We start from the raw sequence: 23,370 nt of genomic DNA, 5'->3' as shown, positions 1-23,370 counted from the left end.
TAACCTATATTATGTGCTTTTGTTTTAGATACGTTATCAGTTGTGTAACCGATTGGTCTAGGGTGTTTTTACTTGTATCTAAAATTATTTCTGGATTGTTTGGCACTTCGTAGCTTGAATCGATACCAGTGAAGTGTTTTATCTCCCCTGCGCGGGCTTTTTTGTATAAGCCTTTTGGATCGCGGCTTTCGCATACATCCAGTGGGGTATCGATAAATACTTCAATAAACTCGCCGTCATCTACTAGGCTGCGCACCATGTCGCGCTCCGCTCTAAAAGGCGATATAAACGCAGTAAGTACTAACAAGCCAGCATCGGTCATTAATTTAGCGGTTTCGCCTACGCGGCGTATGTTTTCAATGCGGTCTTCGTCGCTAAAGCCTAGGTCTTTGCATAAACCGTGGCGTACGTTGTCGCCATCGAGTAGGTAAGTGTGCGCACCTTGCTTATTAAGCGCTGCTTCTAGTGCGTTTGCTACGGTGCTTTTGCCAGAGCCCGAAAAACCGGTAAACCATAAAATAGCGGGCTTATGTTTTTTTTGCTCACTACGCTGTGCTTTTGTAGTTGCGTAGTTATGCCAAACTATATTTTCATCCATAGTGAGAGTCTCTTATGCTGTGAGCGCAGGTATTAAAACGGAAATACCAGCGGGATCAAGTTTAATACCGTGATTGAATAAATAATAGAAAGGGGTAAGCCCATCACTATGTAATCTTTTAAGCGATAGTTACCCGCGCTATAAACCATTAGATTAGTTTGATACCCAAATGGCGATATAAAGCTGGCTGATGCGCCAAAGGCAACCGCCATAATAAATGGTAGCGGGTCTACATTAAAACCAACCGCGAGCGAGTAAGCAACAGGGAACGACAAGGCAGCTGCTGCGTTATTAGTAATAAGCTCGGTAAATAATACGGTCATTAAAAATATGGCAATAAATGCGCCGTAAGGACCAAAGTCGCCAAGTACCATAAACATGGCGTCGGATATTTGCCCGGCAAGTCCGGTGCCTATCATTAACTTGGCAAGGCCAATGGCGCTGCCTACTACCACTAATAACTCGAGTGGAAAACGGCGTTTTACTTCGTTAAGTTTTATGGTGCCACTTAGCATTAAGCCAATCAGTAATACTAATAAGCCTTTAACCAGCGGGACTATACCAATAATGCTTAAACCCAGTACTGCGGCAAAGCTTAGAAGCACAATGTTTGATTGTTTAGGTGCAAGGTGGGCTTGTAAGTCAAACCCTGAAATATACACAAATTCGCGCTTTAAGTTAGGCAAGGTATAAAAGTTTTTGCCTGGTGCGAGTATGAGTGAGTCGCCAGCTTGTAGTTGCACTTGCCCAAGGCCGCCTTGTAAGCGGTCGTGTCCACGGCGAATGGCAATAACAGCAGCATGAAATTGCTCTCTAAAGCGGGCTTCTTTTACGGTTTTACCAATAAATTTTGAAGATTGACTTACGACTACTTCTACTAAGTGTTCTATGTCTTTTTGATGATTCTCGTGCACTACTTTTAGGCCGTCGAAACGGGTAAGTAATGGCACCGATTTTATGTCACCTACAAAAAGCAGCACGTCGTCTTTTTGAATAATTTGCTGCGGGGTGACTGCGCAAATGCGGCTGCCATCGCGAATAATTTCCGCGAGGAATAAGTCTTTTAAATCACGCAGGCCGTTTTCTTCAACGGTTTGGCCTATTAATTTTGAATTTGCTTGTACTTTGCCTTCTAGGTAAAAAGGCACGACTTCTTGATCGCTTTTACCGTTGTCGGGTAAGTATTTAAGCATTACTAAAATGGTAATTAGGCCTACGCTTAGCGCGCCTAAACCCACTAAGGTAAAGTCAAAAAAGCCCAGCGGTTTCATGCCCGCATCGACTGCAAAGCCATTGACGATTAAGTTGGTTGATGTACCAATAAGCGTAATAGTGCCGCCCAAAATAGCGGTATACGACAGCGGTAATAATAGCTTTGAAGGGGAGTGATTAGGGTTGTCTTTTATCGCGGTAATAAGCGATGCAACAACGGCGGTATTGTTAGTAAACGACGATAAAAAGGCGGTTGATAACCCCAATTTTGTTACCGATTTTACTAAACTACCTTTAGATAGCGATTGCGCTAACTTTTGAATTAGGGTGGTTTTTTCTATTGCGGTCGACACTAACACCAATAGTACCAAGGTGATAAGCGACGGGTTTGCATAATTAATTAACATGCTTTCAAGATCGATTAGCCCTGCTAAGTAGCTGGTGCCAATGGCGCTTACAAATAACCATGCTGGATTAATACGGGTGCCAAAAAGGCACCCGACTAAGGTAAGCATAATGCCTGTTAAAACGAGCTGTTCTACCATGCTTTTAAATTCCTAACAGGCTAAAGTCAACTTATAACTTAGAAATATCAAGCGCTTGCCAATGCGGAAAGTGCTTGCGTACTAAGCTGTTAAATTCAACTTCAAATTCGCTAAAGTTACTTTGCTGTGCTTGGCTTTGTAGTACTTGTTCAATCATGCCCGCAGCAACCGTTAGGTTTGAAAAGCGATCGATTAGGATAAACGAACCTGTTTCGTGATTGCTGTGGTACTCGTCTGCCAAAATAGTTTCGGTTAGTTCAAGCGTCACAATCGCAATTTCGTTTAACTGCAGTGAGTCGCTAGTGCCGTGTTCAAGCGTGTTTACATCAATTGTGTAATCAATTTTTGTAACAATAGCTGAGGTGTTTTTGCTGCCTAGTTTTAGGTTATAGCTTTTACCTAATACTAATGGCGACTCATGCATCCACACAATTTTAGCTTGCAGCTGGTTAGTAACAACGGCCGTTGAATTTGCAGGTACTATTACATCCCCTCGGCTAATATCAATTTCGTTATTTAGGGTAACGGTAATTGCTTGGCCTGCTTCGGCGCTGTCCAGGTTGCCATCAAAGGTAACAATTTCTTTAATGCTTGATGTTTTGCCCGACGGTAATACTTTTATTGCATCGCCTACGTGTATCTTGCCTGATGTAAGTGTGCCCTGAAAACCACGGAAGTTTAAGTTAGGACGCACTACATATTGCACTGGTAGGCGCGCTTCAAAGCCTGTATCTGTTTCGGCTGCTGGCGAATCTTCTAGTAATTCAAGTAGCGGCTTGTCGGTGTAATACGGTGTATGTGCAGAGCGTGTTACTACGTTGTCGCCTTTAAGCGCCGACATAGGCACAAACTTAATGTTTGATACGTTAAGTTGCTCAGCAAATTTAAGGTAATCAGCCTTAATTTTTTCATACACGGTTTCGTCAAAATCAACGATATCCATTTTATTAACGGCAACAACAAACTGCTTAATGCCCAGCGAGTCACAAATAAAGCTATGGCGCTTAGTTTGTACTTGTACGCCGTAACGCGCATCAACCAAAATAATGGCGACATCGCTTGTTGATGCACCCGTTACCATGTTGCGCGTGTATTGCTCGTGCCCAGGTGTGTCGGCAATAATAAATTTACGCTTAGCCGTTGAAAAGTAACGGTACGCTACGTCAATGGTAATGCCTTGCTCGCGCTCAGCTTGTAGGCCATCAACTAATAATGCAAGGTCAAGATCTTCACCTGCATTACCTACTTTTTCGTTATCTTTATGAAGGGCTGCTAGCTGATCTTCATAAATTTGGTGGCTGTCGTGCAGTAGGCGGCCAATCAATGTTGATTTACCGTCATCTACGCTGCCACACGTAAGCATACGCAATAAGCTTTTGTCTTGTTGGCGTGCTAGGTAGGCGTCTATGCCTATTTCTTTTACTTCGTTAAATGTATCGTTATTTTGGCTAGACATTAAAAATACCCCTCACGTTTTTTCTTCTCCATTGAGCCGGCTGAATCATGGTCGATAACACGACCTTCACGTTCAGATGACGTAGATAGCAGCATTTCTTCAATAATTTCGGTTAAAGTACTGGCTGTTGACTCAACTGCACCGGTAAGTGGGTAGCAGCCTAATGTACGAAAACGTACAGATTTCATTTGCGGTACTTCACCTTCGTTAAGTGGCATACGCTCATCGTCAACCATTATTAGGGTGCCGTCGCGATCAACAACAGGGCGCTCTTTTGCTAGGTAAAGCGGTACCATGTCGATGTTTTCTTGGTAAATGTATTGCCAAATATCAAGCTCAGTCCAGTTAGACAACGGGAAAACACGAATGCTTTCGCCCGGATTAACTTGGCTGTTATAAGTATTCCAAAGCTCAGGACGTTGGTTTTTAGGGTCCCAACGGTGGTGTTTGTCGCGGAACGAGTAAACACGTTCTTTTGCGCGTGACTTTTCTTCGTCGCGGCGTGCGCCACCAAATGCAGCATCAAAACCATATTTGTTAAGTGCTTGCTTTAAGCCTTGGGTTTTCATTATGTCTGTATGTTTACCCGAGCCATGCGTAAACGGGCCTACACCCATTTCAATGCCTTCTGGATTTTTGTGTACCAGTAGGTCAAAACCGTATTCTTTAGCTATACGGTCGCGAAACTCAATCATTTCACGAAACTTCCAATTGGTGTCTACGTGCAATAACGGAAACGGAATTTTTGCAGGGTAAAATGCTTTACGCGCTAAGTGCAAAAGTACCGACGAATCTTTACCAATAGAGTAAAGCATTACTGGGTTCTCAAACTCAGCGGCGACTTCGCGCATGATTTTGATACTTTCAGCTTCTAGTTGCTGAAGGTGAGTTAAAGCCATTGTTAGTCGTCCTACTAAAATGATTAAAAGTTACAAATTTAAAATTCGGTTATGTATTTGATACATCTGTTAGCGGCTGTGCAAAGCTGCTTGTTTGTTCGTTTTTCCCAAACCACGCTAGTTGCGAGTGCAGGGCGGCTACTTCACCAATAATGAGTAGCGCAGGCGATATAATGCTGTTGCGTTCAATTAAGTCGGCAAGTTCGCCTAATTGGCCTGTTACTACACGCTGATTTTTGCGTGTACCGTTTTCGATAATGGCAACAGGTGTGTCGGCTTTACGGCCATGTTTTAAAAGCTCGCTTTGTATGTGCGGCGATTTAATTACGCCCATGTAAATAGCAAGCGTTTGATTTGCTTTTGCCAGCGATTGCCAATCAAGTTCTTGGCCGTCTTTTTTACAGTGGCCAGTTACAAATTGAATGGCTTGTGCGTGGTCACGATGCGTAAGTGGAATACCCGCATAAGCACTACAACCTGCAGCGGCTGTAATACCCGGTACAATTTGATAATTTACGTTGTTAGCAGCCAGTACTTGTACTTCTTCGCCACCACGGCCATAAATAAACGGATCGCCACCTTTAATGCGGCACACTTTTTTGCCTTGTTTAGCAAGGTCGACCAGCATTTGGTTGGTGTCGTCTTGAACAACACTATGATCGCCTAAACGTTTGCCTACACAAATAAGGTCAGCATCACGACGCACTAATTCCATAATTTCGTCAGACACTAAAAAGTCGTATACAACCACATCGGCTTGTTGCATAAGTTGCAGTGCTTTGAGTGTTAAAAGCTCTGGATCGCCTGGGCCTGCACCTACTACATATACTTCGCCTTCAGGTTCTGCTTTTGCATCTAGCATTTGCTCTAATTGCTGCTGTGCGGCTTGAGTATCACCGGTTTGCACTTTACTCACGACAGATGAGTCGAACACGCCTTCCCAAAATTGGCGGCGGTCTGAAAAATGTTTAAAGCGTTTTTTTACTTTGTCTCTAAAGCCACCGACAAGTGTTGCAAGTGGGCCAATATGATGCGGAATAAGGGTTTCGAGCTTTTCGCGTAAGCGACGTGCAAGTACCGGCGCTGTGCCTGCACTTGATATAGCAATCGTAATTGGGTCGCGGTCAACAATGGATGGGAATATAAACGTACATTTAGGTTGGTCATCAACCACGTTTACAAATACATTGCGGGCATTGGCAAGTTCAAATACGTTGTTGTTTACTTCATCGCGGTCGGTTGCTGCAATAACAAGCATTTTGCCATCGAGATGCGACTCATCAAAATAAGCATCAATAAGCGTTACTTCATTATTATGCGCATGCTCTTTTAGTTCGTCGCAAAACCAAGGCGCTACTAAAGTAACGCTCGCTCTCGCTTTTAAAAACGCGCGACATTTGCGTAATGCGACCTCTCCACCGCCAACAACCAATACTGGTTTGTTGTCGAGTTTGGTAAAGATAGGTAAATACTGCACGTTAATAAGACCCCTAAACAAATTCAAATATAAGAAAACGCTTTATTCTGATAAGCAGAATATAGCGGCTATCAATAAGTAAAAAATAATTAAAACCAAGTTGATATAACCAAAAGTTATAATAGGTGGGCTTTTTAGGCCTAAGAGTTAGTTAACAAGGGATTGCGCCGAGTTACAAGTAAAATAAACAGCTTATAGTGTTTGGTTATGAGCTATAGCGAGTTTGGTTTAATTTGTTAATATGGAAGCATATTCTATTTTGTACTTATACCAATTGCATTAAATTAGTGATCTATAATAGCGACGAGAAAATAGCTCAATAACAAGGCTAAAATTATGATACATAGTTGTTCTATATAAATAATTTTTAACGTAGTTAGTGAGTTATTTAATACGCTAAAATGATCATGTTTTTAATAAAATTGGTATTACATAAGCAACGGAGCTCTAATGACACAACACCAAAAAGATGCCGCATTAGCAGTCGCACTGATGGATTTAACAAGCTTAAACACCAGCGATACCACCAAAAGCATTCAAGCACTTGTTGATAGCATAAATCCTACCTTAGGTACGCCTGCCGCCGTATGTGTTTATAGCGACTTTGTTGATGATGCAAAAATAGCACTCTCAGCGCGTGAGCTTAACCACATAAAAGTTGCAACAGTCACTAACTTTCCAACAGGTGATGCGCCACTGAGTGATGTAATTAACGAAACACTTATTGCAATAGAGCGCGGCGCTGACGAAATTGATTTGGTTATTCCTTACAAAAAACTCATAGCGGGCGATGCTCAAACAGTACTTAGTTATGTAAGCGAAAGTAAAAAAGCATGTGGGTCGCGCGTGCAACTAAAAGTAATAATAGAAAGCGGTGAGCTTAAAACTGAAGCACTTATAACGCAGGCTACTCAATTGGCAATTGAAGGTGGTGCCGATTTTGTAAAAACCAGTACGGGTAAAGTGGCCATTAATGCAACCCTTGAATCAACAAGAATTATGCTAACAGCCATTAAAAACTCGGATAAATGTGTGGGCTTTAAAGCTGCCGGTGGTGTTAAAACTGTTGCCGATGCCAGTGATTATTTAGCGCTAGCACGCGCAATAATAGGTGATGATTATTTGCAAGCAAATACATTTAGATTTGGTGCTTCAAGCTTACTGAGTGATGTTTATAAAACCTTAGAAAAATAACCAATATTTTAGGATTGTACATTTATATAACCGATTAAATTATTAGCAGTTTAAGCAATAATGTAATTAATTAATTAGATTTTCCAATGTGGGTATCTTTTAGGCTTGTGTTAATGAACTGCGTAAGTATAATAGGCATCCACTTTGCAGGGGCGTAGTTCCAATTGGTAGAACAGCGGTCTCCAAAACCGATGGTTGGGAGTTCGAATCTCTCCGCCCCTGCCAGTCTTACTTGTTATTTGAGTAGTCTGAGCTTAAAAACCGGTTTAAATTAAGTCTGTTTTTAAGTTTAGATTTTAATGGATTAACCCTGCCGTAGTGTAGGGTTGTTGTGTCTGTAGTTAAGGTAATAATATTATGAGCACGAATGTAGAAACACCATCAAGTGCGATGGAGTCAGTAAAGTGGTTAGTAGCAATCGCGCTACTTGCAGGCGCAGTTGTTGGTAATCACATGTATGCAGATCAATCTGTACTACTACGTGCTATCGGCGTTGTTGTTGCAATAGCGGCCGGATTAGCAATTGCCTCGCAAACATTTAAGGGACGTAACTTTCTTGCTTTCGCTAAAGAAGCTCGAATTGAAGTACGCAAAGTTATTTGGCCAACGCGCCAAGAAACTACCCACACGACATTAATTGTAATGGTTGCAACAGTGATTATGGCACTTATCCTTTGGGGATTAGATGGCATTTTATTCCGCGCTGTAGGCTTTTTAACTGGATTGGAGATCTGATCCCATGTCGGATGAGAACGAGAACAAAGAAATTAAGTTACGTTGGTATGTAGTACAAGCCTTTTCTGGTTACGAAAAGCGTGTAGCTCAAACGTTAACTGAACACATTAAAATCGAAGGTCTTGAATCGAGCTTTGGTGAGATACTAGTACCAACTGAAGAAGTTGTTGAGATGCGCGCTGGCCAAAAGCGTAAATCTGAGCGTAAATTCTTTCCAGGTTATGTATTAGTACAAATGGATATGAATGACGCAAGCTGGCACTTAGTGAACAGCACTGAACGTGTAATGGGCTTTATTGGTGGAACGTCTGATCGTCCTGCTCCAATAACTCCTAAAGAAGCAGAACGCATTCTTAATCGCCTTCAAGAAAATGCTGAAGCACCTAAACCTGCTACATTATTTGAACCAGGTGAAGTTGTTCGCGTTACAGACGGACCATTTGCAGATTTCAGTGGTGTAGTTGAAGAAGTTGACTACGAAAAGAGCCGCGTAAAAGTATCTGTACTTATTTTTGGTCGTTCTACGCCAGTTGAGCTTGAATTCGGTCAAGTTGAGCAAGATAAGTAATTGATTAAAAAAGCTTCGCTAATTTTTATTTAAATTTTGACATGAAGCTTGAAAAAGGCCGCTGATTAACTTATAATCAGCGGCCTTTTTGTATTAAGGTAAAATTTATTTTTACTGTGCAAAAAGTACGAAACCAATTTTTAAACTGGGAAGCCGTTAGAGTACGCGTCCTCGCGCGCACAAGGCTGAGACCCACCAAATGAGGTATTTATAATGGCTAAAAAAGTTGAAGCTCTAATCAAGCTACAAGTTGCCGCTGGTATGGCTAATCCTAGTCCTCCAGTAGGTCCTGCACTAGGTCAACACGGTGTAAACATCATGGAATTCTGTAAAGCGTTTAACGCACGTACAGAGTCTATCGAAAAAGGCGCTCCAGTTCCTGTAGTGATCTCTGTTTACGGTGACCGTTCATTTACGTTCGACATGAAAACGCCACCTGCTGCTTACTTACTTAAGAAAGCTGCTGGTATCAAGTCAGGCTCAGGCCGTCCTAACACTGATAAAGTAGGCACAGTAACTCGTGCTCAACTTGAAGAAATTGTTGAGACAAAACGAACTGACCTTACAGCTGCCGATATGGACGCAGCGGTTCGCACTATCGCAGGTTCTGCGCGTGCGATGGGCTTGAACGTAGAGGACTAAGAAATGGCTAAATTAACTAAACGTATGCGTACTATCCGCGAAAAAGTGGAAGTAACAAAAGATTACGAAATCAATGAAGCAGTTGCTCTTTTAAAAGAGTTAGCGACAGCTAAATTCGTAGAAAGTGTTGACGTTGCCGTTAACCTTGGTATCGATGCTCGTAAATCTGATCAAAACGTTCGTGGTGCTACTGTACTACCTAACGGTACTGGTCGTGACGTTCGTGTTGCTGTATTCACACAAGGCGCTAATGCAGAAGCTGCAAAAGAAGCCGGTGCTGAATTAGTAGGCATGGAAGATCTTGCTGAACTAGTTAAAAAAGGCGAGATGAACTTTGACGTTGTTGTTGCATCACCAGACGCTATGCGTGTTGTTGGTCAACTAGGTCAAATCTTAGGCCCACGTGGTCTAATGCCAAACCCTAAAACTGGTACTGTAACGCCTAACGTTGCAGAAGCAGTTAAAAATGCTAAAGCAGGTCAAGTACGTTACCGTAATGACAAAAATGGCATCATCCATACTACTATTGGTAAGGTTGATTTCACTGCAGAGCAATTACAACAAAACCTTGAGTCTCTAATTGTTGCGCTTAAGAAGGCTAAACCTTCTCAAGCTAAAGGTGTTTACTTGAAGAAAGTAACTATCTCTACAACAATGGGCGCAGGCGTTTCTGTTGACCAAAACACTTTAAGCACAACTGTAGCTTAATCAGTGTTTACATGGCGTGAAATTTGTACTATAATTTCGCGCCATTTTGTTGATTAATTTATTAATTGGCAAAGTAAAGAATTCGGGTTGAAGTCCATAATTTCGTTAAGCCTTCGGGGTTAACGATAAATTGGGCTTCCGTCCAAGACCGTAGGTGGCTTCGGCCTTAATATTCACCTACGTAGACGGTGTAGACCCCAGATAGATTTTTCCTAATCCTTCTGGCTCTCGCCGTAAAAAGCATCTCTACCTTGTTTGGTAGGGAAGAGTAGAACAGGGGAATCCGATAATCGGTATCCCCATTAAACCAGGAGTAACACCCATGGCTTTAAATCTTCAAGGCAAAAAAGCAATAGTTGCTGAAGTCAACGAAGCAGCCAATGGTGCTCTATCTGCAGTTGTTGCAGATTCTCGTGGTGTAACAGTTGGCGCAATCACTGCCCTTCGTAAAGAAGCTCGTGCAAATGGTGTTTGGATGAAAGTTGTCCGTAACACTTTAGCAAAACGTGCTCTTGAAGGAACAGATTTTGAGTGTCTTTCTGATTCATTTGTTGGTCCAAGCTTAATCGCTTTCTCATCAGAGCACCCAGGTGCTGCTGCGCGTATCTTTTCAGATTTCGCGAAAAAGAATGAGAAATTCGAGCTTAAAACGGCCGCTTTTGAAGGAAATGTTGTTGATGCAGCAATGCTTGCTACATTACCTACATACGACGAAGCTGTTGCACGCTTAATGAGTGCTATGAAAGAAGCGTCTGCTGGCAAATTGTGTAAAACAATTGAAGCAGTACGTGTACAGAAAGAAGAGCAAGCTGCTTAATTTTAAGCTGTTTAATCTCACTTTCGGTGTAAAATTTATTTGGACGTAATGTCCGTTAATTATTAGGAAATTTGTAATGTCTGTATCTAAAGACCAAATCCTTGACGCAATTGCTGAAATGTCAGTAATGGACGTTGTTGCTCTTATCGAAGCAATGGAAGAAAAATTCGGCGTAACTGCTGCAGCTGCAATGGTAGCTGGTCCAGCTGCTGAAGCTGCTGAAGAGAAAACAGAATTTGACGTAATCCTTACTGGCGCTGGCGCTAACAAGGTTTCTGCAATCAAAGCTGTTCGTAGCGCAACTGGCCTTGGCCTTAAAGAAGCGAAAGCTCTTGTTGAAGCTGCTCCTACACCTGTTAAAGAAGGTGTATCTAAAGAAGAAGCTGAAGCACTTGCAAAAGATCTTACTGAAGCTGGTGCTGAAGTTGAGGTTAAGTAATTTAGCTTTTGCTAAGTTCGCTGCCTGAGAAATCAGGCAAGGGCTGGTGATTATTTAATCACCGGCCTTTTTGCGCTATAGAGTGATGCACTCTTTTAGTTCAAATAAAATCTGATTTTTTCTTTACTTTCAACGCTTTATAGTTTGCTAGTGTTAAAGTGGGATCTAATTAGAACAACAGTTAAATGTTGTAAAATCTTGGCATAGCTGCCAGTTAAGTCTGTTCTTACAAGAACAGGTCGGGTCAAAGATCAGCAAGCTGAGGAACCCCATGGCTTACTCTTATTCTGAAAAGAAACGTATCCGTAAGGATTTTGGTAAACGTCCACAAGTTTTGGATATACCTTTTTTACTGTCTACACAGTTAGAATCGTTTAAAAAATTCTTAGTGCCGGACGCTGATGGCGATCATGGTTTGGAAGCTGCCTTCCGTTCTGTGTTCCCTATTAAAAGCTACTCGGGAAATTCTGAGCTTCAATACGTAAGTTACCGTATTGGTGAGCCAGTTTTCGATGTAAAAGAATGTCAAATTCGCGGTGTGACTTATTCTGCTCCACTTCGCGTGAAACTGCGTCTTGTTGTTATGGACAAAGAAGCACCAGGCACAGTTAAAGACATTAAAGAGCAAGAAGTTTACATGGGCGAAATTCCGCTCATGACAGATACCGGTACTTTTGTAATCAATGGTACAGAGCGTGTTATCGTTTCTCAGCTACACCGTAGCCCTGGTGTATTCTTTGATAACGACCGCGGTAAAACCCATTCATCGGGTAAAGTATTATATAACGCACGCGTTATACCTTACCGTGGTTCATGGTTAGACTTCGAATTTGATGCAAAAGATAACTTATATGTACGTATTGACCGTCGTCGTAAATTACCGGCGTCTATCATCCTACGTGCACTAGAGTATTCTAGCGAACAAATCCTAGATATGTTCTTCGATAACACTACGTTTGAAGTAACGAATGGTAAAGTTCTTATGGAACTTGTACCTTCGCGTTTACGTGGTGAAACTGCCGCTTTTGATATCAAGAGCGAAGACGGTGAAGTATTTGTTGAAAGCGGTCGTCGTGTTACGGCTCGCCACATCAAGAGCATCGAAAAGAAAGGCATTAAGCAATTAGAAGTACCACATGAGTACATCATTGGCCGTATTGTAGCTAAAAACTATGTTGATGATTCAACTGGTGAAGTTATTGCAAATGCAAATGACGAGCTAACTCTAGAGCTAATGGCTGAATTGGTTAAAGCCGGTTACACTAAAATTGATACGTTATATATCAATGAAGTGGACAGCGGTGCTTACATGTCAAATACATTAAACATTGACTCTGCAAGCAGCCGTTTAGAAGCACTAGTAGAAATTTACCGCATGATGCGCCCAGGCGAGCCACCGACGAAAGACGCGGCTGAAGCCTTATTCCAGAACTTGTTCTTCTCTGAAGAACGTTATGACTTATCTACTGTAGGTCGTATGAAGTTCAATAGCCGTGTTGGTTACGATACAGACACAGGCCCTGGCACATTAAGCAAAGAAGACATCGTGTCTGTTATGAAAGTATTAATTGCTATTCGTAACGGTCAAGGCGATGTTGATGATATCGATCACTTAGGCAACCGTCGTATACGTAGTGTTGGCGAAATGGCTGAGAACCAATTCCGTGTTGGTCTAGTACGTGTTGAACGTGCTGTACGTGAGCGTTTAAGCTTAGGTGACCTTGACGCGATAATGCCACAAGATCTTATTAACGCTAAGCCTATTTCGGCAGCTGTTAAAGAGTTCTTCGGCTCGTCTCAGTTATCACAGTTTATGGACCAAAATAACCCACTATCAGAAGTTACGCATAAACGTCGTATCTCTGCATTAGGTCCGGGCGGTCTAACTCGTGAACGCGCAGGCTTTGAAGTACGTGACGTTCACGTAACTCACTATGGTCGCGTATGTCCAATCGAGACTCCTGAGGGTCCAAATATCGGTCTAATTAACTCGTTGTCTACGTACGCACGTACAAATGACTACGGTTTCTTAGAAACACCTTACCGCAAAGTGGTAGACGGTGTTGTAACTGATGAAGTTGATTATTTATCAGCCATTGAAGAAGGTCAGTTTGTTATCGCACAGGCGAACTCAAACTTAACTGAAACCAATGAGTTTGTTGATGAACTTATCCCATGTCGTCACAAAGGTGAATCTACCTTTATGGGTCGCATGGACCAGCAGTATATGGATGTATCACCACAACAGGTGATTTCTGTAGCGGCAGCACTTATCCCGTTCCTAGAACACGATGATGCTAACCGTGCATTGATGGGTTCAAACATGCAACGTCAAGCAGTACCAACATTGAAAGCGGATAAGCCGTTAGTAGGTACTGGTATTGAGTTAACACTAGCGAAAGATTCTGGTGTAACTATCGTTGCTAAACGTGGTGGTGAAGTAATGTATGCTGACGCAAGTCGCATCGTTGTAAATGTACATGAAGAAGAACGCATTCCTGGTGAAGCGGGCATCGACATCTACAACTTAACCAAATACACACGTTCAAACCAAAATACATGTATTAACCAAAAACCAACTTGTATGGTTGGCGAACCGGTTACTCGTGGTGACGTGTTAGCAGATGGTCCTTCGACTGACTTAGGTGACTTAGCCCTTGGTCAAAACCTTCGCGTGGCATTCATGCCATGGAACGGTTACAACTTCGAAGATTCAATCTTGTTATCAGAGCGCGTAGTTGAAGAAGATCGTCTAACGACTATCCATATTCAAGAACTACAGTGTGTTGCCCGTGATACTAAATTAGGTCCAGAAGAGATCACTGCAGATATCCCGAATGTGGGTGAGTCTGCGCTAGGCAAGCTTGATGAATCAGGCGTTGTATATATTGGTGCTGAAGTTAAAGGCGGCGATATCCTAGTAGGTAAAGTGACTCCTAAAGGCGAGACACAGCTTACACCTGAAGAGAAGCTACTGCGTGCTATCTTCGGCGAAAAAGCGTCTGACGTTAAAGACAGCTCTTTACGTGTACCAAATTCTGTAACTGGTACTGTAATTGACGTGCAAGTTTTCACCCGTGATGGTGTTGAAAAAGATAAACGCGCGTTAGAAGTTGAAGACATGCAGCTTCGCGAAGCGAAGAAAGACTTCAACGAAGAGTTCCGTATTTTAGAAGCAGGCGTTTTAGACCGTGCACGTAAGCTACTTATAGCTGCTGGTTTTGATGAAGATAAACTTGCATCTCTAAATGCTGAAAAAGTACTTACGCAAAGCCTTGCTGAAGAAGACAAGCAAGCTGAGCTTGAGCAACTAGCTGCACAGTACGATGAACTTAAAGCTGAATACGATAAGAAGTTTGAAAACAAACGTCGTAAAATTACCCAAGGTGATGACTTAGCACCAGGCGTACTTAAGATTGTTAAAGTATACCTAGCTGTTAAACGTCGTATCCAACCGGGTGATAAAATGGCGGGTCGTCATGGTAACAAAGGTGTTATCTCGACTATCGTACCAGTAGAAGATATGCCTTACGATGACAAAGGTCGTACGGTAGATATCGTATTGAATCCACTAGGTGTACCATCACGTATGAACATCGGTCAGATCCTTGAAACACATATGGGTCTTGCTGCACGTGGTATCGGTGAACGTATTGAAGAGATGATGAAAGAGCAACGTGAGCTTCATGAGCTACGTGACTTCATCAAGCAAGCATACGAAATTGGCGAATCTCGCCAAGTTGTAGATATTGCTAGCTTCACTGATGACGAAATTCGTCGTCTAGCTGAAAACTTAAAAGGTGGTTTACCAATAGCTACTCCTGCATTTGATGGCGCGAAAGAAAGCGAAATCAAAGACATGCTTGAGCTTGCGGGCTATCCTCGTAGTGGTCAGGTTACACTTTATGATGGCCGTACTGGCGATCAGTTTGAACGTCAAGTAACTGTTGGTTACATGTACATGCTTAAACTTAACCACTTGGTTGACGATAAGATGCACGCACGTTCTACTGGTTCTTACAGCCTTGTTACTCAGCAGCCGCTGGGTGGTAAAGCACAGTTCGGTGGCCAGCGTTTTGGTGAGATGGAAGTATGGGCACTTGAAGCTTATGGTGCTGCTTACACTCTACAAGAAATGCTAACAGTGAAATCGGATGACGTGAACGGTCGTACTAAGATGTATAAAAACATCGTTGATGGTAACCATAAAATGGAACCAGGTATGCCAGAATCGTTCAACGTATTGTTGAAAGAAATCCGCTCACTGGGTATCAACATCGAGTTGGAAGAAAATTAAGCCAATTAGATGCTGCAGTTAACGCTGCAGCATCTGTTACGGCTGAATAGAATGTAGGGACGAGATTATCCGTCCTCAAGATTAACTCCGACAGGAGAGCTAAGGTGAAAGACTTACTTAAGTTTCTGAAGCAACAAAATAAGACCGAAGAATTCGATGCAATTCGCATTGGTCTTGCTTCACCAGACATGGTTCGTTCATGGTCATACGGTGAAGTAAAGAAACCTGAGACTATTAACTACCGTACTTTCAAGCCTGAGCGCGATGGCTTATTCTGTGCCCGTATTTTCGGCCCAGTGAAAGATTATGAGTGTTTATGTGGTAAATATAAACGCCTTAAACACCGTGGTGTGATCTGTGAAAAGTGTGGCGTTGAAGTAACACTCACTAAAGTGCGACGCGATCGTATGGGTCATATCGACCTTGCGAGCCCAGTTGCACATATATGGTTTTTAAAATCATTACCGTCACGTATTGGCTTAATGCTAGATATGACGCTTCGTGATATTGAACGTGTTCTTTACTTCGAATCATTCGTAGTAACTGAACCTGGTATGACAACGCTTGAGCGTGGTCAGCTATTAGGTGAAGAAGAATACTTAGATTCACTAGAAGAGCACGGTGATGAGTTTGAAGCTAAGATGGGTGCTGAAGCAGTTTTAGACTTGCTTCGTGAACTTGATCTTGCTCAATTAATTGCTGAGATGCGTGAAGAGTTACCAACAATTAACTCTGAAACTAAGCGTAAAAAAATCACTAAACGTCTTAAGTTAATGGAATCGTTCCACCAATCAGGTAATAACCCTGAGTGGATGATCATGACAGTACTTCCAGTATTGCCACCTGATCTACGCCCATTAGTACCATTAGACGGTGGTCGTTTTGCGACATCTGATCTAAATGACCTTTACCGTCGTGTTATTAACCGTAATAACCGTCTTAAGCGTCTACTAGATTTAGCAGCACCAGACATTATTGTACGTAACGAAAAACGTATGTTACAAGAAGCGGTAGATGCGCTACTTGATAACGGTCGTCGTGGTCGTGCAATTACAGGTTCTAACAAACGTCCTCTTAAATCTCTTGCTGATATGATCAAGGGTAAGCAAGGTCGTTTCCGTCAGAACTTACTTGGTAAGCGTGTGGATTATTCAGGCCGTTCTGTAATCACAGTTGGTCCTACACTTAAGCTTCACCAATGTGGTCTTCCGAAGAAGATGGCACTAGAGCTATTCAAACCATTCATCTATGGCAAATTAGAACGTCGCGGCATGGCTACGACAATCAAAGCTGCTAAGAAGATGGTTGAACGTGAAGTTCCGGAAGTATGGGATGTACTTGACGAAGTAATTCGTGAACATCCAGTATTACTTAACCGTGCACCAACACTTCACCGTTTGGGTATCCAAGCGTTTGAGCCTGTGCTTATCGAAGGTAAAGCGATTCATTTGCATCCATTAGTATGTGCGGCTTACAACGCCGATTTCGATGGTGACCAAATGGCGGTACACGTACCGTTAACAATCGAAGCGCAGCTTGAAGCTCGTGCATTGATGATGTCAACAAACAACATTCTATCTCCTGCGAATGGTGAGCCAATCATCGTTCCTTCACAGGATGTTGTATTGGGTCTTTATTACATGACTCGTGACCGCATTAACGCTAAAGGCGAAGGCGCGATATTTAAAGATCCAAAAGAAGCAGAAAAAGCATACCGCAGTGGCAATGCAGACCTTCACGCAATTGTGAAAGTACGTATTAGCCAATCAGTTAAAAACGAAGACGGCGTAGTAGAAGATACTATTACTGTTATCGATACAACTGTTGGTCGTGCGATTCTGTCTCTAATTTTACCTAAAGGCATGCCGTTTGCGTCAATCAACCAGCCGCTAGGTAAAAAGCAGATTTCTGGCTTATTGAATGAGTGTTACCGTCGTCTAGGTCTTAAAGATACAGTTATCTTTGCTGACCAAGTTATGTACACCGGTTTCCATTATGCAATGAAGTCAGGTGTATCTATCGGTATTGATGACTTAGTTATCCCACCGGTTAAAGCACAGATAATTGAATCAGCTGAAGCTGAAGTTACTGAAATCAACCAACAATTCCAATCAGGTCTTGTAACGGCTGGTGAAAAGTACAACAAAGTTATCGATATCTGGTCACGTGTAAACGAAAACTTATCACGTGAGATGATGTCTAACTTGTCGAAAGACACAGTTATCAATGCACAAGGTGAAGAAGTAGAGCAACCGTCATTTAACTCAGTGTTTATGATGGCCGACTCAGGTGCTCGTGGTAGTGCTGCACAGATTCGTCAGTTGGCGGGTATGCGTGGTCTAATGGCACGTCCAGATGGTTCAATCATCGAGACTCCAATCACAGCTAACTTCCGTGAAGGTCTAAACGTACTTCAGTACTTCATCTCAACGCATGGTGCGCGTAAAGGTCTTGCCGATACAGCACTTAAAACAGCAAACTCGGGTTACCTAACGCGTCGTCTAGTAGACGTTGCACAAGATTTGGTAATCAATGAAGATGACTGTGGCACAGAAGATGGCTTAACAATGAAACCGCTTATTGAAGGTGGTGATGTTGTAGAAGCACTTCGTGAACGTGTTCTAGGTCGTGTTGTTGCTGAAGATATTGTGATTCCAGGTACTAATACAGTGCTTGTTGAACGTAATATCATGCTAGACGAAAAACTGTGTGATCTTTTAGAAGAGCATTCAGTAGATGAAGTTCGTGTACGTTCTGTTATCACTTGTGATAATGACTTTGGTGTTTGTGCTAACTGTTATGGTCGTGACCTAGCACGTGGTCATATCATCAACGCTGGTGAATCAGTGGGTGTTATCGCGGCACAGTCAATTGGTGAGCCGGGTACACAGTTAACAATGCGTACCTTCCACATCGGTGGTGCGGCATCTAGAGCGTCTGCAGAAAATAATGTACAAGTTAAAACTAACGGTACATTAAAACTTCATAACTCTAAGTACGTATTAAACACAGACGGTAAGATTGTTATTACCTCTCGTTCTACGGAAATTACTATCATTGATAGTCATGGTCGTGAGAAAGAGCGTTATAAAGTACCTTACGGTGCGGTATTAACAGTGCAAGACAATGCTGAAGTTCTAGGTAACGATATCGTTGCTACTTGGGACCCGCATAGTCACCCAATCGTTCTTGAGCATAAATCAAAAGTATCGTTCAGCGATATCGATGATTCAAATACTGAAGCACAGACTGATGAGCTAACTGGTTTAACCCGTGTAGTTGTAAAAGATCTTGCTAAAGTAAATACGAAAGAACCAAAGCTTATCATCGAAAGTGAAGAGCGCGGTCTGCAAGAAACACGTCTTCCTTCATTCACGACGATTGAAGTTATTGACGGCGTTACAGCAAACCCAGGTGACGTGTTAGCACGTATTCCGCAAGAAGGTTCGAAAACTCGTGATATCACGGGTGGTCTACCACGCGTAGCCGACTTATTTGAAGCTCGTAAGCCAAAAGAACCAGCTATATTAGCTGAAGTAACTGGTACAATTAGCTTCGGTAAAGAGACTAAAGGTAAGAAGCGTTTAGTTATTACTCCAGCTGAAGGTGATCATTACGAAGAGATGATTCCTAAATGGCGTCAACTTAACGTGTTTGAAGGTGAGCAAGTGTCTAAAGGTGAAGTTATCGCCGATGGTCCTGAATCACCGCACGACATCTTACGCCTACGTGGTGTGACTCATGTTGCTAACTATATCGTTAACGAAGTGCAAGAGGTTTACCGTTTGCAAGGCGTTAAGATCAATGACAAGCACATTGAAACAATTATCCGTCAAATGTTACGTAAATGTACCATTATGCACGGCGGTGATACTGACTTCTTAGCCGGTGAACAAATCGAAGTGGCGCGCGTTAATATCGCAAACCGTGACCTTGAAAAACAAGGTAAGATACCAGCTAAGTTTGAAATCCAGTTAATGGGTATCACAAAAGCATCACTAGCAACAGAATCTTTCATCTCTGCAGCGTCTTTCCAAGAGACAACACGTGTTCTTACAGATGCGGCAGTGAATGGTAAGAGCGATGAGCTTCGCGGTCTTAAAGAAAACGTAATTGTGGGTCGTTTGATCCCAGCCGGTACCGGTTTTGCGTATCATCAAGAACGTATGGCTCGCCGTAAACAAAGCAAAGTAGTAGTAGAAGAGCAAACAGTAAGTGCAGAAGAGGCAACTCAAGCACTTACAGACGCTCTAAATGCTGATTTGTCTGGAAATCAATAAACTGTTCTTAATCAATAGATTAAGTGATCGCAAGTCAGTTATATGCTGTCTTGCGGTTAGTTTAGGTTGACAGGTTAAACTTTGCTCATTAAAATTCCGCCACCCATTTACTTGTGTGCTTAATGCAGGCTCGTAAATAAAGGGCGGATTTTTTATTTTTTTCAGTAGTAATTTTAATTTCAGGAGCTATTTAAATGGCAACTATTAACCAGCTAGTGCGTAAGCCACGCCGTAGCAAGGTTACGAAAAGTAACTCAGCTGCACTAAAAGCGTGTCCGCAAAAGCGCGGTGTATGTACTCGCGTATATACAACTACACCTAAGAAACCAAACTCGGCGTTACGTAAAGTAGCACGTGTACGTTTAACTAACGGTTTCGAAGTAACTTCATACATTGGCGGTGAAGGTCATAACCTTCAAGAGCATAGTGTAATCCTAATCCGTGGTGGTCGTGTTAAAGATTTACCAGGTGTGCGTTTTCACACTGTTCGTGGTGCACTTGACTGTGCAGGCGTTAGCGATCGTCGTCAAGCTCGTTCTAAATACGGTGCAAAACGCCCTAAAGGCTAATTGTTTTCCGTTAGTAAGGCCAAGCACTAAATATTTATAATTATTGTTTTGGGTGATTGACTCGAAAGAGCAAACCTGAATAAACCGGAGATACAAAATGCCTAGAAGACGCGTAATCGGTCAACGTAAAATTCTTCCAGATCCTAAGTTCGGATCGGAACTTCTTGCTAAATTCGTTAACATCGTGATGTTAGACGGCAAGAAATCTACTGCTGAAAAAATTGTTTATGGTGCGCTAGACGTGGCTGCTGAGAAATCAGGCAAGTCGCACCTAGAAATCTTTGAAACTGCACTTGATAACATCCGCCCACAGGTAGAAGTTAAATCTCGCCGTGTTGGTGGTTCAACTTATCAAGTACCAGTTGAAGTACGTCCAGTTCGTCGTAACGCATTAGGTATGCGTTGGTTAGTAGACGCTGCACGTAAGCGTGGCGAAAAATCTATGGGCTTACGTTTAGCTCAAGAAATCGTTGACGCTTCTGATAATAAAGGCACTGCGGTTAAGAAACGTGAAGACGTTCACCGTATGGCTGAAGCGAATAAAGCATTCGCTCATTACCGTTGGTAATCTGTCTTTAACCTTTAAGAGGATCATATGGCACGTACAACTCCACTTGAGCGCTATCGTAATATAGGTATTGTCGCTCACGTAGATGCAGGCAAAACCACCACAACAGAACGTGTTCTGTTCTACACGGGTCTTTCTCATAAGATCGGTGAAGTACATGATGGCGCTGCAACTATGGATTGGATGGAGCAGGAACAAGAGCGTGGTATCACAATCACTTCTGCTGCAACAACGTGTTTTTGGAAAGGGATGGACGCTCAATTTGACGCCCATCGTATCAATATTATTGATACTCCAGGACACGTAGATTTCACTATCGAAGTAGAGCGTTCTTTACGCGTATTAGATGGTGCGGTAGTTGTTCTTTGTGCTTCATCTGGTGTACAGCCGCAAACTGAGACAGTTTGGCGTCAAGCGAACAAATACGAAGTTCCGAGAATGATCTTCGTAAATAAAATGGATCGCACGGGCGCTGACTTCTTAGCTGTGGTTAGCCAGGTGAAATCTCGTCTTGGAGCAACGCCTGTTCCAATTCAGTTGCCTGTAGGCGCTGAGGACGACTTTAAAGGTGTTATTGATCTTATAAAAATGAAAGTGATTAACTGGAACGAAGCGGACCAGGGTATGACTTTCTCTTATGAGGCAATACCGGCAGAACTTCTGGAATTGGCTGAAGAATGGCGCTCTCACTTAGTTGAAAGCGCTGCTGAAGCAACAGAAGAACTAATGGATAAATACTTAGAAGGTGAAGAGTTAAGTGAAGCAGAAATTAAAAATGCTTTACGCCAACGAACATTAGCTAATGAGATTGTTCCAGTTACTTGTGGTAGCGCATTTAAAAACAAAGGTGTTCAAGCTGTGCTTGATTGCGTTGTTGAATATATGCCTTCACCAGAGCAAGTGAAACAAATTCAAGGTATCCTAGAAAATGGTACTGAGGAAGAACGTCCAGCTAATGATAAAGCGCCGTTTGCTGCACTCGCTTTTAAGATTGCAACAGACCCGTTTGTTGGAACCTTGACCTTTTTCCGTGTTTACTCTGGTACTGTTAAACAGGGTGACACGGTATATAATCCAGTAAAAAGTAAGCGTGAGCGACTTGGCCGTATCGTACAGATGCATTCAAACTCTCGTGAAGAGATCAAAGAAGTTTTCGCAGGCGACATCGCGGCAGCTATTGGTCTTAAAGACGTAACAACAGGTGAAACACTGTGTGATCCGAATTCTATTATTACGCTTGAGCGTATGGAATTCCCTGAACCAGTAATCTCTATTGCGGTTGAGCCCCGCACTATAGCTGACCAAGATAAGATGGGTATCGCGCTGGGTAAACTAGCTGCTGAAGACCCTTCTTTTCGAGTACAAACTGACGAAGAATCAGGCCAGGTTATAATCTCTGGCATGGGTGAACTTCACCTAGATATCATCGTCGACCGTATGAAACGTGAATTCAGTGTTGAATGTAACGTTGGTAAGCCGCAGGTCTCATACCGAGAAGCTATTCGTTCAACTGTTAAGGTTGAAGGGAAGTTTATACGTCAGTCAGGTGGTCGTGGTCAATATGGTCACGTTTGGATTAAACTTGAACCGATGGATATTACGGATGATGAGTCACCAATTTACGAGTTCGTTAACGAAACCGTAGGTGGTTCTGTTCCTAAAGAGTTCGTCCCTGCGGTAGACAAAGGTATCCAAGAGCAAATGTCTCAAGGTGTACTGGCAGGCTACCCATTACTTGGCGTTAAAGCGACTTTATATGATGGTTCATTCCATGATGTAGATTCGAATGAAATGGCATTTAAAATAGCAGGTTCACTGGCAATGAGAGATGGGGCGCTTAAAGCTAACCCTGTACTACTAGAGCCAGTAATGAAGGTTGAAGTACTCACTCCTGATTCAAATATGGGTGATGTAGTTGGCGACTTAAACCGTCGCCGCGGCATAATCGAAGGCATGGAAGATGCATTAGGTGGACTTAAGCAAATTAATGCGCAGGTTCCTCTTTCTGAAATGTTTGGTTATGCAACTGCTTTACGATCTGCAACACAGGGCCGTGCCTCATACTCTATGGAGTTTGTGAAGTACGCTGAAGCCTCTAAAAACGTTGCAGATACAATAATTTCAGCTCGCGCTGTTATATAATTTTAGCTTGTCTGGCTCAATAGTGAGTCAGGCTTTAATTTCTTTATTAGGAATTTTTTAAGATGGCAAAAGAAAAGTTTGAACGCGTAAAACCGCACGTAAACGTTGGTACAATCGGCCACGTTGACCACGGTAAAACTACACTAACTGCAGCAATCACTAACGTACTTGCAAAAGTATACGGCGGTGTTGCTAAAGATTTCGCATCAATCGACAACGCTCCT

General features: G+C 42.5%; 18 protein-coding genes and 1 tRNA gene. 14 read left to right on the top strand and 5 right to left on the bottom strand.

Annotated elements, in window-relative coordinates; translation table 11 throughout:
- Positions 1 to 4 precede the first annotated feature (4 nt).
- From cysC to cysG, 5 genes are read right to left on the bottom strand one after another with little or no spacing between them, the layout of a single operon-like run.
- Positions 5 to 598 carry an adenylyl-sulfate kinase gene (gene cysC, locus CXF89_RS03325; protein ID WP_121953790.1) on the bottom strand — a complete coding sequence of 198 codons (594 nt, stop codon included), beginning with the start codon at positions 596 to 598 and terminating at the stop codon, positions 5 to 7.
- Between the two features lie 32 nt (positions 599 to 630).
- Complete coding sequence (locus tag CXF89_RS03320) at positions 631 to 2,355, bottom strand: SLC13 family permease (RefSeq protein ID WP_121953789.1); 1,725 nt, start codon at positions 2,353 to 2,355, stop codon at positions 631 to 633.
- A gap of 31 nt (positions 2,356 to 2,386) precedes the next feature.
- Positions 2,387 to 3,811 carry a sulfate adenylyltransferase subunit CysN gene (cysN, locus tag CXF89_RS03315; RefSeq protein ID WP_121953788.1) on the bottom strand — a complete coding sequence of 475 codons (1,425 nt, stop codon included), beginning with the start codon at positions 3,809 to 3,811 and terminating at the stop codon, positions 2,387 to 2,389.
- On the bottom strand, positions 3,811 to 4,710 hold the full coding sequence (cysD, locus tag CXF89_RS03310; protein WP_008133447.1) for a sulfate adenylyltransferase subunit CysD: 900 nt from the start codon (positions 4,708 to 4,710) through the stop codon (positions 3,811 to 3,813). The genes cysN and cysD overlap by 1 nt, the downstream gene beginning before the upstream one ends.
- 49 nt (positions 4,711 to 4,759) lie before the next feature.
- Positions 4,760 to 6,187 (bottom strand): siroheme synthase CysG, encoded by a 1,428-nt coding sequence (cysG, locus tag CXF89_RS03305; RefSeq protein WP_024600081.1) that lies wholly within the window; start codon positions 6,185 to 6,187, stop codon positions 4,760 to 4,762.
- Positions 6,188 to 6,637: 450 nt separating this feature from the next.
- Between cysG and deoC the strand changes: the two genes are divergently transcribed.
- The 14 genes from deoC to CXF89_RS03235 all read left to right on the top strand — a co-directional run.
- Positions 6,638 to 7,381: a deoxyribose-phosphate aldolase gene (gene deoC / locus CXF89_RS03300; protein ID WP_121953787.1), complete on the top strand. Its 744-nt coding sequence runs from the start codon at positions 6,638 to 6,640 to the stop codon at positions 7,379 to 7,381.
- A 148-nt stretch (positions 7,382 to 7,529) separates the two neighbouring features.
- Positions 7,530 to 7,606, top strand: a tRNA-Trp gene (locus tag CXF89_RS03295).
- Positions 7,607 to 7,738: 132 nt separating this feature from the next.
- The gene (gene secE / locus CXF89_RS03290; protein WP_002958877.1) at positions 7,739 to 8,116 is read left to right on the top strand and encodes a preprotein translocase subunit SecE; all 378 of its coding nucleotides are present in this window, start codon (positions 7,739 to 7,741) and stop codon (positions 8,114 to 8,116) included.
- A 4-nt stretch (positions 8,117 to 8,120) separates the two neighbouring features.
- Entirely contained in the window at positions 8,121 to 8,684 is a 564-nt protein-coding gene (gene nusG, locus CXF89_RS03285; RefSeq protein WP_007580122.1) for a transcription termination/antitermination protein NusG, read from the top strand.
- Positions 8,685 to 8,897: 213 nt separating this feature from the next.
- The gene (gene rplK, locus CXF89_RS03280; protein WP_002958879.1) at positions 8,898 to 9,326 is read left to right on the top strand and encodes a 50S ribosomal protein L11; all 429 of its coding nucleotides are present in this window, start codon (positions 8,898 to 8,900) and stop codon (positions 9,324 to 9,326) included.
- Positions 9,327 to 9,329: 3 nt separating this feature from the next.
- Complete coding sequence (gene rplA / locus CXF89_RS03275) at positions 9,330 to 10,034, top strand: 50S ribosomal protein L1 (protein WP_007580124.1); 705 nt, start codon at positions 9,330 to 9,332, stop codon at positions 10,032 to 10,034.
- A gap of 322 nt (positions 10,035 to 10,356) precedes the next feature.
- Positions 10,357 to 10,851: a 50S ribosomal protein L10 gene (rplJ, locus tag CXF89_RS03270; protein WP_002958881.1), complete on the top strand. Its 495-nt coding sequence runs from the start codon at positions 10,357 to 10,359 to the stop codon at positions 10,849 to 10,851.
- A 76-nt stretch (positions 10,852 to 10,927) separates the two neighbouring features.
- Positions 10,928 to 11,290: a 50S ribosomal protein L7/L12 gene (rplL, locus tag CXF89_RS03265; protein ID WP_002958882.1), complete on the top strand. Its 363-nt coding sequence runs from the start codon at positions 10,928 to 10,930 to the stop codon at positions 11,288 to 11,290.
- Positions 11,291 to 11,561: 271 nt separating this feature from the next.
- The gene (gene rpoB / locus CXF89_RS03260; protein WP_121953786.1) at positions 11,562 to 15,587 is read left to right on the top strand and encodes a DNA-directed RNA polymerase subunit beta; all 4,026 of its coding nucleotides are present in this window, start codon (positions 11,562 to 11,564) and stop codon (positions 15,585 to 15,587) included.
- A 104-nt stretch (positions 15,588 to 15,691) separates the two neighbouring features.
- Positions 15,692 to 19,867, top strand: coding sequence for a DNA-directed RNA polymerase subunit beta' (gene rpoC / locus CXF89_RS03255; protein ID WP_007580130.1), 4,176 nt, complete (start codon positions 15,692 to 15,694; stop codon positions 19,865 to 19,867).
- Between the two features lie 194 nt (positions 19,868 to 20,061).
- Positions 20,062 to 20,436 carry a 30S ribosomal protein S12 gene (gene rpsL, locus CXF89_RS03250; RefSeq protein WP_002958885.1) on the top strand — a complete coding sequence of 125 codons (375 nt, stop codon included), beginning with the start codon at positions 20,062 to 20,064 and terminating at the stop codon, positions 20,434 to 20,436.
- 97 nt (positions 20,437 to 20,533) lie between these two features.
- Positions 20,534 to 21,004, top strand: coding sequence for a 30S ribosomal protein S7 (rpsG, locus tag CXF89_RS03245; RefSeq protein WP_010555004.1), 471 nt, complete (start codon positions 20,534 to 20,536; stop codon positions 21,002 to 21,004).
- A 27-nt stretch (positions 21,005 to 21,031) separates the two neighbouring features.
- Complete coding sequence (gene fusA, locus CXF89_RS03240; RefSeq protein ID WP_007580132.1) at positions 21,032 to 23,146, top strand: elongation factor G; 2,115 nt, start codon at positions 21,032 to 21,034, stop codon at positions 23,144 to 23,146.
- Positions 23,147 to 23,208: 62 nt separating this feature from the next.
- The coding region (locus tag CXF89_RS03235) for a GTP-binding protein (RefSeq protein WP_232785096.1) at positions 23,209 to 23,370 on the top strand (162 nt) is incomplete at its 3' end.

This window comes from Pseudoalteromonas sp. MelDa3, from assembly GCF_002863625.1.
Classification (GTDB): domain Bacteria; phylum Pseudomonadota; class Gammaproteobacteria; order Enterobacterales; family Alteromonadaceae; genus Pseudoalteromonas; species Pseudoalteromonas arctica.
The sequence above is the reverse complement of the archived record's forward strand: the minus strand, read 5'-3'. Positions and strand labels throughout refer to the sequence as shown.

Bases quoted from the DNA above. Each gene is read 5' to 3' on its own strand.
- rpoB (WP_121953786.1), top strand. From the start codon at position 11,562: ATGGCTTACTCTTATTCTGAAAAGAAACGTATCCGTAAGGATTTTGGT.
- cysC (WP_121953790.1), bottom strand. From the start codon at position 598: ATGGATGAAAATATAGTTTGGCATAACTACGCAACTACAAAAGCACAG.
- cysN (WP_121953788.1), bottom strand. From the start codon at position 3,811: ATGTCTAGCCAAAATAACGATACATTTAACGAAGTAAAAGAAATAGGC.
- rplJ (WP_002958881.1), top strand. From the start codon at position 10,357: ATGGCTTTAAATCTTCAAGGCAAAAAAGCAATAGTTGCTGAAGTCAAC.
- secE (WP_002958877.1), top strand. From the start codon at position 7,739: ATGAGCACGAATGTAGAAACACCATCAAGTGCGATGGAGTCAGTAAAG.
- cysD (WP_008133447.1), bottom strand. From the start codon at position 4,710: ATGGCTTTAACTCACCTTCAGCAACTAGAAGCTGAAAGTATCAAAATC.
- nusG (WP_007580122.1), top strand. From the start codon at position 8,121: ATGTCGGATGAGAACGAGAACAAAGAAATTAAGTTACGTTGGTATGTA.
- rplK (WP_002958879.1), top strand. From the start codon at position 8,898: ATGGCTAAAAAAGTTGAAGCTCTAATCAAGCTACAAGTTGCCGCTGGT.
- rplL (WP_002958882.1), top strand. From the start codon at position 10,928: ATGTCTGTATCTAAAGACCAAATCCTTGACGCAATTGCTGAAATGTCA.
- rpsG (WP_010555004.1), top strand. From the start codon at position 20,534: ATGCCTAGAAGACGCGTAATCGGTCAACGTAAAATTCTTCCAGATCCT.
- CXF89_RS03320 (WP_121953789.1), bottom strand. From the start codon at position 2,355: ATGGTAGAACAGCTCGTTTTAACAGGCATTATGCTTACCTTAGTCGGG.
- rplA (WP_007580124.1), top strand. From the start codon at position 9,330: ATGGCTAAATTAACTAAACGTATGCGTACTATCCGCGAAAAAGTGGAA.
- fusA (WP_007580132.1), top strand. From the start codon at position 21,032: ATGGCACGTACAACTCCACTTGAGCGCTATCGTAATATAGGTATTGTC.
- rpsL (WP_002958885.1), top strand. From the start codon at position 20,062: ATGGCAACTATTAACCAGCTAGTGCGTAAGCCACGCCGTAGCAAGGTT.
- deoC (WP_121953787.1), top strand. From the start codon at position 6,638: ATGACACAACACCAAAAAGATGCCGCATTAGCAGTCGCACTGATGGAT.